Origin of the sequence: Amycolatopsis circi (assembly GCF_003385235.1) — a bacterium.
Taxonomy (GTDB): Bacteria; Actinomycetota; Actinomycetes; order Mycobacteriales; family Pseudonocardiaceae; genus Amycolatopsis; species Amycolatopsis circi.
The window spans coordinates 1-8,814 of sequence record NZ_PQIA01000220.1 but is presented as its reverse complement, the minus strand read 5'-3'; the positions used below and the strand labels follow the sequence as shown (position 1 = coordinate 8,814).

Genomic DNA, 8,814 nt, shown 5'->3' with positions numbered 1-8,814 from the left:
CACGTCCTCGGCCAGCTGCCGGTCGAGCCCGTTGGCGCGCGCGACGTGCCAGACGAGCGGCGTCAGCTCGTCGACAAGTTTCGCCATGGCGCGCCGATCGCCGTCCCGCGCCGCTTCCATGCAAGCAGCGTGCAGGTCGGCGCCGGTCAGGCCTTCCCAGGGCGGGTCTACCTCGGTGGTGTGTTGTCCTTCGCCAGTCCCCCCGTTGCCTGAACGGTCGACACCATCCGATTCTCGCCCGGTCATCTGTACCGTCCGATCCCACCGTGCCGTCGATCACAGATTGTAAAGCAGCGAGACGGCACGCTAAGGGACGGCTGGACCGGCACTCACGAAGCGGTAGCAGCGTTCTCCGCGTCGTAAGCCGCGCGGGCGGCCGTCACCTGGTCCATGTTCCGGCGGGCCCAGCGGTCCAGCAGTTCCAGCGGTTCGGCGAGGTTGCGGCCCAGCTGGGTCAGCTCGTACTCGACCTTCGGCGGGATGACCGGGTACGCGGTGCGGGTCAGGATGCCGTCGCGGACCAGGCTGCGCAGGGTCTGCGTCAGGACCTTCTGCGAGATTCCCTCGACGCGCTTGCCGATCTCGGTGAACCGCAGCGGGCCGTCCGTCAGGGCGCCGACGATCAGCACCGTCCACTGGTCGCCGATCCGGTCGAGCAGCTGGCGCGTCGGGCAGTCGCGGTCGTACGGATTTCCCAGCACGGCGGCCTCCTCACTCTCCGGAAGAGAGTAACACTCCCCCGGGTCAGCAGGCTTTACCGAATCCGAACATGCGTCCCACATCCCTCGTACACCCGCGCGCGACGGTGGTCCGCAGAACACCGACACGGGAGGACGAGAACGATGCGAGGAACGAGGCGGCTGGCACTGGCGGGCTGCGGGATCGTGGCCGGACTGCTCGTGGCCGCGCCGATCGCCAGCGCGGACACGCAGGCTCCGGCTCCGGCCCCGGTCACGCTGAGCCCGCAGGAGGTGCAGCAGATGTGCACGGCCTGGGTGCCGAAACTGCGCAAACAGGCCCAGAACCTGACCAACCGGATCAACGGCGGACCGGAGGTCTCGGGGTCGGTCGCGAATCTCAAGGCCCGCGCGAACGACGCCCGCACGAAGGGGCACCCCGCGCAGGCCGACCGGCTGCAGAAGCGGGCGGACAAGCGGCAGAGCCGGATCGGCGAGCTGACGAACGCGACGAAGCAGCTCGACGCGTTCGCTGCCGCGCACTGTCAGGCACCCAAGTGAAGCGGCTGATCGCGATCGTTGCCGCGGCTGCCGCCGTCGGGCTTGGCTGCGTGGCGTGCGACAACGGTTCGGCGCCGTCGTCGGGGGCGGCGTCGAACGGCGATCTGAGCGGCATCCAGTCCACCCTGGACTCGATCCAGTCCGACATGGCGGGCGACGGGTCGCGGTGACGCGCGTACCGTTTCCCCCGACGTAGCCGGCCGGAGAAACGGGAGCCCGCATGGGGTCAGCTGGCCGCGGTCTCGTCCTCGTCGTGGAGGACGAGACCGCGATCGCCGAACTCGCCGCGCTGTACCTGCGGCGCGACGGGTTCGGGGTGGAGGTCGAGCCGGACGGCGCGAAGGCGCTCGCGGCGATCCGCCGGTTGCGGCCGGTCGCGGTGGTGCTCGACATCGGACTGTCCGGAATGGACGGTATCGAGATCTGCCGAGCGCTGCGCGCGGCGGGCGACTGGACGCCGGTGTTGTTCGTGACGGCCCGCGACGACGAGCTGGATCGCTTGCTGGGTCTCGAAATTGGCGCAGACGACTATCTCACCAAACCGTTCAGCCCGCGCGAACTCGCCGCCCGCGTACGAACTGTCCTGCGCCGGGCATCGGGCAGTCCGGCCACGACACTCGCTTGCGGCGGCGTGCGCATCGATGTGCCCGGACGCCGCGCTTGGGCGGGCGAAGTCGAGATCACGCTCACTTCTACCGAGTTCGACCTGCTCGCCCATTTGCTGCGCCACCCGGGCCAAGTCCTGTCACGCGATCAGTTGCTCAGCGCGGTCTGGGGTTACGCCGCCGCGGCCGGGACCCGCACCGTCGACGTGCATGTCGCGCAGCTGCGGGCGAAACTCGGCGACGACAGTCCAATTCGGACAGTCCGGGGCATCGGCTACGCGGCGGACGCCGGATGAAGACCACGCTCGCGCTCCGGATCACCGTGGTGTGCCTGGCCGTCGCCGGAATCGCGGTGCTGGTCGCCGGGCTCGTGGCGTCCAGGTTGGTCCGCAATACCGCGGATTCGGTGCTGCAGCAGTCGTTGCGGGATCAGGCGGACGTCATCGCCGGGCAGCTCGACGACACGGGCATCGGCAACCGGCTCGCGATCGGCAAGGCGGCCGCGGTCGTGCGGGGACAAGGCATCGAGGTCGTCGTGCACCGGGTCAGCGGCCAGAATTCCGGCCAGGCGACCGCGGTGCGCGCGGCGGAACGGGCAGGGCTCACATCCGGAAAGGACCATTCGACGCGGGTCGCGATCGGCAATGTCGACTACCTCGTGGAAGTTCGGCCGGTCGGCCCGCAAGCCGCGTTCGCGCTCGTGCAGCCGGTGCGCAGCGCCGAGGCGACGCAACATGCGTTGCTGCGCAACATCCTTCTGGCCCTTGGCATCGGGCTTCTCGTCGCCGCCATCGCCGGATATGTCTCCGGACGGCTCCTCGGCCGCCCGCTCCGTCGCGCAGCCGCCGCGGCGGGCAGTCTCAGCGCCGGTCGACGCGACGTCCGGGTGCCGGTCGAGGGTCCTGCCGAAGTCGCGCAAGTCGCGGGCTCGCTGAACGAACTCGCCGACGCGCTGGCCCGCAGCGAGGCCCGGCAACGGGAATTCCTGCTGTCGGTGTCGCACGAACTTCGCACCCCGCTGACCGCGGTGACCGGTTTCGCCGAGGCGATCGCGGACGGAGTCGCCGAAGGCCCGGACGCCCGCCGCGCCGGCGAGACGATCCACCGCGAGGCGCAACGTCTGGAGCGGCTCGTGTCCGACCTGCTGGAACTCGCCCGTCTCGGGGCCGACGAATTCCAGCTCGACCTGGACGTTTTCGACTTCGCCGCGCTGGTCCGGGACTGCGCGGAGGTGTGGCAACTGCGCTGCACCCGCTCAGACGTCCCGCTGACCGTGCAGTCTCCCCCTGAAGCCGCCATGGTGACCGCCGACGCCCGGCGGCTGCACCAGGTCGTGGACGGCCTGGCGGAGAACGCTTTGCGCGTCACGCCCGCCGGTGCGCCGATGGTGTTCGCACTGACGGTCGCGGACGGCCACGCACACCTGTCGGTCCGAGACGGCGGCCCTGGGCTCGCGCCGGAGGACTATCCGGTGGCTTTTGAACGCGGCGTCCTCAATGCCCGATACCGCGACAGTCGTCCGGTGGGATCCGGCATCGGCTTGGCCTTGGCGCACGGACTGGTGACACGGATGGGCGGGACGCTGACGGCTGGGCCAGCTCCCGAAGGCGGGGCCGCGTTCACCATCACGCTGCCGCTGGCCTAGTTCACACACCCGCTGGCAGTCGTCATCTTCGGCTGCGCCGGAGTGCCCGCGGGAGGAGTCGGCGTCGTGGTCTCCGCGATCGGCCGCACCGCGCCGCCGCTGGACGACGGATGGACCGTGCCCGGATCATCCGTTCCCCCGGACGCCGAGACGTCCGGCGAGCTGATCTGCGTCTGCACGAATTGCTTCACCTGCGCCGGATCCACCTTCACCGCGTCGCCGTCGGCAGGGGTGGCCAGCGACAGGCTCTGCACCGGAATGGTGCCGAACGCGATCGCACCCGAGCTGAGGCCGTGCAGTTGCTCAGCGAAGCTCAGCAGGTTCCAGCCCTGGTCAAGGGTCACCGAACCTTCCAAAGCGTCCACAAGGGACGAAAGCCGCGAGGGATCGGTGAAGGTGCCGGAGCCGAGGACAGTCTTCGCCATCGCCGACATGAAGGCCTGCTGCCGCGCGATCCGGTCCAGGTCGCCGTTCGGCAGGCCGTGCCGCTGCCGCACGAAGGCGAGTGCCTGAGTACCGGAGATGGTCTGGACGCCAGCGGGGAAATTCGCTCCGGAGAAGGAATCGTTCACCGGCGCTTTCAGGCACACCTGCACTCCGCCGACCGCTTGGCTCAGCGCGGCGAACCCGGAGAGATTGACCGCGGCGTAATGGTTGATGGTGAGCCCAGTGAGCTTCTGCACCGCGGCGATCGCCGACTTCGCACCGGCGGCGTCGGCAGCCACTTCCAGCTGCGGGCCGCTCATTCCTTGCTGCGCAAGCTTTCCCCGTTGATCTGCCCGGGCACGGCTGTACGCCGAATTAATCTTGTGCTTGCCGTACCCCGGAATGTCCACATAGGAATCACGCGGGATCGAGATCGCGGTGGCGGCCGTCCCGCCGACCGGGACGTGCACCACGATCATCGTGTCCGTGGTGTTGCCGCCATCGTCACTGCTGCCCGCGTGCAGCGCGTCGAGCACGTTCTGCGGCAACGGCGTCCCGTCCGGTTTGGTGCGCGAATCGAGACCTACCAACAAGATGTTCTGCGCGACGGTGAGCGGTTCCCCGGCCGGGGTGTCCGGAACTTGCGCCGCGGGCGGGATCACGTCGGCGGTGACGAGACTGGTGTCCAGCCGGTGCAGTTGCGACCACGCGAATCCGGTCGCGGCCAGCACCAGGGTGGACACCACCCCCAGCACTGCCCGGCCGCCGATCCGGCGGCCCCGGGACGTGATCAGCACGGCCGGTTCCTCGCTTCCCCGGGGACGGATTTCGACCCCCGCGTTCGAGGATCACCGCGTTAGCTGGGAATAGCCTGAGAAACCTGTCGCGAAGATGTGATGCTGCCCGTTCGGCCGAATGCGCCGCGACAGCCGGTATCCCTTCGGGCACAGGGAGTTCAGCGCGGCATCCGCCGCCACACCGCGCGCGGCACGAACCGCATCGCCGCGAACACCAAGCGCAACATCCCCGGCACCCACACCACTTCGCGGCGCCGGCGCAACGCGGAAACTGTCGCGTCGGCGACCTGATCGGCGGTACTGGAGAACGGCGCGGGCGACATTCCTTCGGTCATCCGGCCGATCACGAAGCCGGGCCGCACGAGCAGCAGGTGCACGCCAGTGCCGTGCAACGCGTCCGAGAGGCCCGAAGCGAACCCGTCGAGCCCCGCTTTCGCCGATCCGTACACGTAATTCGCCCGTCGCACGCGAATCCCGGCGACCGACGAGAAGACGACCAGGTTTCCGGAACCCTGAGTGCGCAACAGTTCCGCCGTGTGAGTGAGCACCGACACCTGGGCAACGTAATCGGTGTGCACGATCGCGGTGGCGTGCGCCGCGTCGGTCTCCGCGCGGGCCTGGTCGCCGAGGATGCCGAAAGCCAGCACGACCGTTTCGAGCGGACCGTGTTCCTTGATGACGCGATCGAGCAGCGGGCGGTGTGCGGAGAGGTCGTCGGCGTCGAAGTCCTCGGTCGCGACCGTCTCCGCGCCTGCCTCGCGCAGGGCGGCCGCCTGCTCTTTGAGATCCGCGCCCGGCCTCGCAGCGAGGACGAACCGCTTCGCGCCCCCGCGCGCCAGCCGGACGGCCACCGCCGTCCCGATTTCGCTGCGTCCGCCTAGCACCAGCACCGTTCCGCTCACGGTCGGTGAGTCTGCCAGTCCGGCGCTCGGGCGGCACGAGGTGCCCTGATTCACAAACTGCAACTTTGCAGAGCCTGCAAGTTCTGGCTACGCTGATCCAGTGACCCCTCCCGGCCTTCGCGAGCGCAAGAAGCTCGAAACGCATCGCACCATCGCTCTCGCGGCGCTTCGGCTGATCGACGAACGTGGTCTGGACCAGGTCACGGTCGACGACATCGCCGCGGCGGCGGGCGTGTCCGCGCGCACGTTCTTCAACTACTTCGCGGTCAAAGAGGACGCCGTGCTGCTCGCGTACGCCGACCACGCGGAACGGGCCGAGCAGACGATCGCCCGGTTCGTCGCGCAGCCAGCCGGGATCGACGCCTTCCCGGCGTTCATCGCGACCGTCCGGGAAGACCTGGCCGAGATCGAGCGGGACCGCGACGAATGGCTGACCCGGTTGCGCATCATCCACGGCGACCCGTCGCTGCTCATCCGGGCGACCGTGCTCAACTCCGGCTCGCGCGATCCGATGATCGCCGCGATCGCGCAGCGCTCCGGCACCGACGCGGAGAACGACCTGTTCCCGTCGCTGCTGCTGGCGGTGGCGGGCGGCGTGCTCAACACCTCGCTCAGCCGGTGGGCCGCAGGGAACGGGACCCAGCCGCTGCTCGAGATCTTCGACGAGGCCGCCGCCGCCGCTGCCGCCGGCCTGCCCGACCCGCGCTGAACCGCCTCTCCCGCCCGAGTCCGGAAAGGACTGCCATGTCCCTGTCCACCGCGGAATCGCCCGCGCCCGCGGCGATGAGCCACCGGCAAGTGCTGCAGGCGATGTCCGGCCTGATGAGGCTGGCGGACGAGGCGGCCTGAGGGGGCTCGTGAGTGGCAATCCCGGTTCTAACCGTGATTGCCACTCACGAGCTACCGTTGCCCGGGTGACCAGCGACGAGGAGTTCGGCGCCCTGCTCGAGCGGCACCGGCGCGAGATCCGCGTGCACTGCTACCGGATGAGCGGTTCGTTCGAGGAGGCCGAGGACCTCACGCAGGAGGCGTTTCTCCGGGCCTGGAAAGGCCGTTCCGGCTTCGCCGGGCGGGCGAGCGTGCGGACGTGGCTGTACCGGATCGCCACGAACGTCTGCCTCGACGCGCTCGCCCGGCGGCCGCGGCGGGCACTGCCGGACGAACTGGGTCCGGCGGCCGACCCGGCGGGCGAGATCTCCGCGCTCGACGTGCCCTGGCTCGGCCCGTTTCCCGATCTGCTGCTCGACCCCGCGGCACCGGACGACACCGGTGCCGCGGTCGTCGAACGGGAAACCATCGAACTGGCGTTCCTCGCCACCATCCAGCTGCTCCCGCCGCGGCAGCGCGCCGCGCTGATCCTGCGGGACGTGCTCGATTGGTCCGCAAAGGACACTGCCGAGCTGCTGGGCACGTCGGTGGCCTCGGCCAACAGCGCGCTGCAACGGGGCCGGGAGACCTTGCGCACCAACCTGCCCGCCCGCCGCGCCGAATGGTCCGCTCCGGACAGCACGACCGCGGAGGAAACGGAGCTGCTGCGGAAGTTCATCGCCGCCTACGAATCGGCAGACGTGCAGGCTGTGGCCGCTGTGCTGAGCGAGGACGCGCGTGCGGTGATGCCGCCGTACTCGTTGTGGTTCGACAGTCGCGATCGGATTCTCGGCGCGCTCGGGCCGAGTTTCGATCCGCTGTCGCCGTACTACCGGGGCAGTTTCCGGATGGTGCCGGTGCGGGCGAACCGGCAGCCCGCTGTCGCCGGATATCTGCGCGCGCCCGGCGAATCGGTTTATCGCGCTTTCGGCGTCTGCGTCCTCACCGTGCGAAACGGACTGGTCACGGCGATGGCCGCGTTCGAAACCGCCGCATTGGCGCCGTACGGACTCGCCGAAACGTTCGAAGAATACGGTGCCGATGATTGCTGATCCGACTGCGACCACGGCGCAAACCGGTCGCCGCCAGCAGATCGGCGGCGGGCCGGGTCCGCCTGTTTCCGGCCGGATCGGCAAAAAAACGCCCGGGCGGCGGTCGCTGGAGTGCGATCGCCGCCCGGGCGGTATCACCGAGATCCGGGCTTCGTGCCGGTCGTGGTGGGGGAAACTGCTAACGCCCTCGCCGCCGGGAAATGGTCACCGGCTCGCGGTCAGGCGACTCGATGCTGTGCGGCGGCGGAGCCGGTTCGCACCAGCTTCCGGCGCTCCAGCTCGGTGGTTCCCCCGAAGATCCCGTTGCCGAGACCGTTGTCGAGAGCATAGGAAAGGCATTCCGCGCGGACCGGGCATCGCGCGCAGACCGCCTTGGCCTTCGCGACCTGCTGCGCCCCCGGACCCATGTCGGAAATCGGGAAGAACAGTTCCGGGTCCTCGTCCTGGCACGCCGCGCGGGCGAGCCAACTGGTGGCCGTGAGTTCCATTGTTGCTTTTCACCTCCTGTCCTCATTGTCGAGCCGTGGTCAACCGACTTCTCCGCGCGCACGGGCACGCCATGCCTTCGGAGGGTGTTCGGTGGGCTTTTCGGCCGAACCGCCCCGGGCCGCGAAGGACCCGGCGGACGACCGGCTTTCCAAGTTACCACCGATCACCGCCCGCGCGAGAAATTTCGATTCAGCTCACATCGCGGACGCGCTTGCCGCCGACCCGTGCTACGGCTCGCGCGCCGTACGCTCTCCGGCCCCGGGGAGCCCCGGTTTTCCTTTGCCGTGCACCGTTTCCCCCTTCCCTCGCCTCGTCGCGCAAGTTGGCCGTCCCAGTCAGGTACCCACCAGCCTCGAACCTAACCACATTTCCGTGACCGGATCGTTACATCCCACGGGCGCGTCACCGCACCTGTTCGACAAGTGCGGGATCGGGAGGGGGTGCGCGTGGCGGGGTTCGACGGCTTCTTTCGCGGCGATTTCCCTCGCCTCGTGGCGTTCCTGTGCGCGGGCGGGCTCGGGCCGGGCACCGCGCGCGAGGTGGCGGTGGAGGCGTTCGTCCAGGAAACCGGGACGTGGCCGCCGCCGGGCGACCCGCGCGTGGCGGTGCGGCTGACCGCCGTCCGGCTCGCCGCCGAGCAGACCTGGTTCGACGGCGGCGCCCCGGCCGCCGACCCGCCGGGCGACCGGCTGGCCGCGGTCGTGGAGCGGAACGCGCGCGCGGTCGAACTGCTCTCGACGCTGCCGGAAACCCAGCGCACGGTGCTGACCTGGTCGCTCGACGGGTTCTCGCC

General features: G+C 69.6%; 10 protein-coding genes and 2 pseudogenes. 7 read left to right on the top strand and 5 right to left on the bottom strand.

Annotated elements, in window-relative coordinates; all coding sequences use genetic code 11:
- A pseudogene (locus D0D37_RS48975) lies at positions 1–150 on the bottom strand (RNA polymerase sigma factor); the annotation flags it as partial.
- A 179-nt stretch (positions 151–329) separates the two neighbouring features.
- Positions 330–701 carry a winged helix-turn-helix transcriptional regulator gene (locus tag D0D37_RS44465; protein ID WP_116206582.1) on the bottom strand — a complete coding sequence of 124 codons (372 nt, stop codon included), beginning with the start codon at positions 699–701 and terminating at the stop codon, positions 330–332.
- A 141-nt stretch (positions 702–842) separates the two neighbouring features.
- Between D0D37_RS44465 and D0D37_RS44460 the strand changes: the two genes are divergently transcribed.
- The 4 genes from D0D37_RS44460 to D0D37_RS44450 are packed head-to-tail and all read left to right on the top strand — an operon-like array spanning position 843 to position 3,488.
- Positions 843–1,238 (top strand): hypothetical protein, encoded by a 396-nt coding sequence (locus D0D37_RS44460; RefSeq protein WP_116206581.1) that lies wholly within the window; start codon positions 843–845, stop codon positions 1,236–1,238.
- The gene (locus D0D37_RS47245) at positions 1,235–1,408 is read left to right on the top strand and encodes a hypothetical protein (RefSeq protein WP_167493651.1); all 174 of its coding nucleotides are present in this window, start codon (positions 1,235–1,237) and stop codon (positions 1,406–1,408) included. The genes D0D37_RS44460 and D0D37_RS47245 overlap by 4 nt, the downstream gene beginning before the upstream one ends.
- Positions 1,409–1,458: 50 nt before the next feature.
- Positions 1,459–2,139, top strand: coding sequence for a response regulator transcription factor (locus D0D37_RS44455; RefSeq protein ID WP_116206580.1), 681 nt, complete (start codon positions 1,459–1,461; stop codon positions 2,137–2,139).
- A complete protein-coding gene (locus D0D37_RS44450; RefSeq protein WP_116206579.1) occupies positions 2,136–3,488 on the top strand; it encodes a sensor histidine kinase in 1,353 nt (450 codons plus the stop codon). Before D0D37_RS44455 ends, D0D37_RS44450 begins: the two co-directional genes overlap by 4 nt.
- Here the strand turns inward: D0D37_RS44450 and D0D37_RS44445 are convergent.
- Positions 3,485–4,711 (bottom strand): LCP family protein, encoded by a 1,227-nt coding sequence (locus tag D0D37_RS44445; protein WP_116206578.1) that lies wholly within the window; start codon positions 4,709–4,711, stop codon positions 3,485–3,487. The two genes, D0D37_RS44450 and D0D37_RS44445, sit on opposite strands and share 4 nt — an antisense overlap.
- A 158-nt stretch (positions 4,712–4,869) precedes the next feature.
- Positions 4,870–5,613 carry a decaprenylphospho-beta-D-erythro-pentofuranosid-2-ulose 2-reductase gene (gene dprE2, locus D0D37_RS44440; RefSeq protein WP_116206577.1) on the bottom strand — a complete coding sequence of 248 codons (744 nt, stop codon included), beginning with the start codon at positions 5,611–5,613 and terminating at the stop codon, positions 4,870–4,872.
- A 100-nt stretch (positions 5,614–5,713) separates the two neighbouring features.
- Between dprE2 and D0D37_RS44435 the strand changes: the two genes are divergently transcribed.
- Together D0D37_RS44435 and D0D37_RS44430 are read left to right on the top strand one after the other, a co-directional pair.
- A complete protein-coding gene (locus D0D37_RS44435; protein ID WP_116206576.1) occupies positions 5,714–6,322 on the top strand; it encodes a TetR/AcrR family transcriptional regulator in 609 nt (202 codons plus the stop codon).
- Positions 6,323–6,470: 148 nt separating this feature from the next.
- Positions 6,471–7,532, top strand: a complete 1,062-nt coding sequence (locus D0D37_RS44430; RefSeq protein ID WP_116206575.1) for an RNA polymerase subunit sigma-70 — start codon at positions 6,471–6,473, stop codon at positions 7,530–7,532.
- Between the two features lie 218 nt (positions 7,533–7,750).
- Here the strand turns inward: D0D37_RS44430 and D0D37_RS44425 are convergent, their stop codons facing one another.
- Complete coding sequence (locus D0D37_RS44425) at positions 7,751–8,020, bottom strand: WhiB family transcriptional regulator (protein ID WP_020660750.1); 270 nt, start codon at positions 8,018–8,020, stop codon at positions 7,751–7,753.
- A gap of 447 nt (positions 8,021–8,467) precedes the next feature.
- Between D0D37_RS44425 and D0D37_RS44420 the strand changes: the two are divergent.
- Positions 8,468–8,814, top strand: a pseudogene (locus D0D37_RS44420) (RNA polymerase sigma factor ShbA); the annotation flags it as partial.

What these genes read in the sequence shown, in the direction of transcription:
- D0D37_RS44460 (WP_116206581.1), top strand. Translation starts at nt 843, where the DNA reads ATGCGAGGAACGAGGCGGCTGGCACTGGCGGGCTGCGGGATCGTGGCC.
- D0D37_RS44455 (WP_116206580.1), top strand. Translation starts at nt 1,459, where the DNA reads ATGGGGTCAGCTGGCCGCGGTCTCGTCCTCGTCGTGGAGGACGAGACC.
- D0D37_RS44450 (WP_116206579.1), top strand. Translation starts at nt 2,136, where the DNA reads ATGAAGACCACGCTCGCGCTCCGGATCACCGTGGTGTGCCTGGCCGTC.
- D0D37_RS44425 (WP_020660750.1), bottom strand. Translation starts at nt 8,020, where the DNA reads ATGGAACTCACGGCCACCAGTTGGCTCGCCCGCGCGGCGTGCCAGGAC.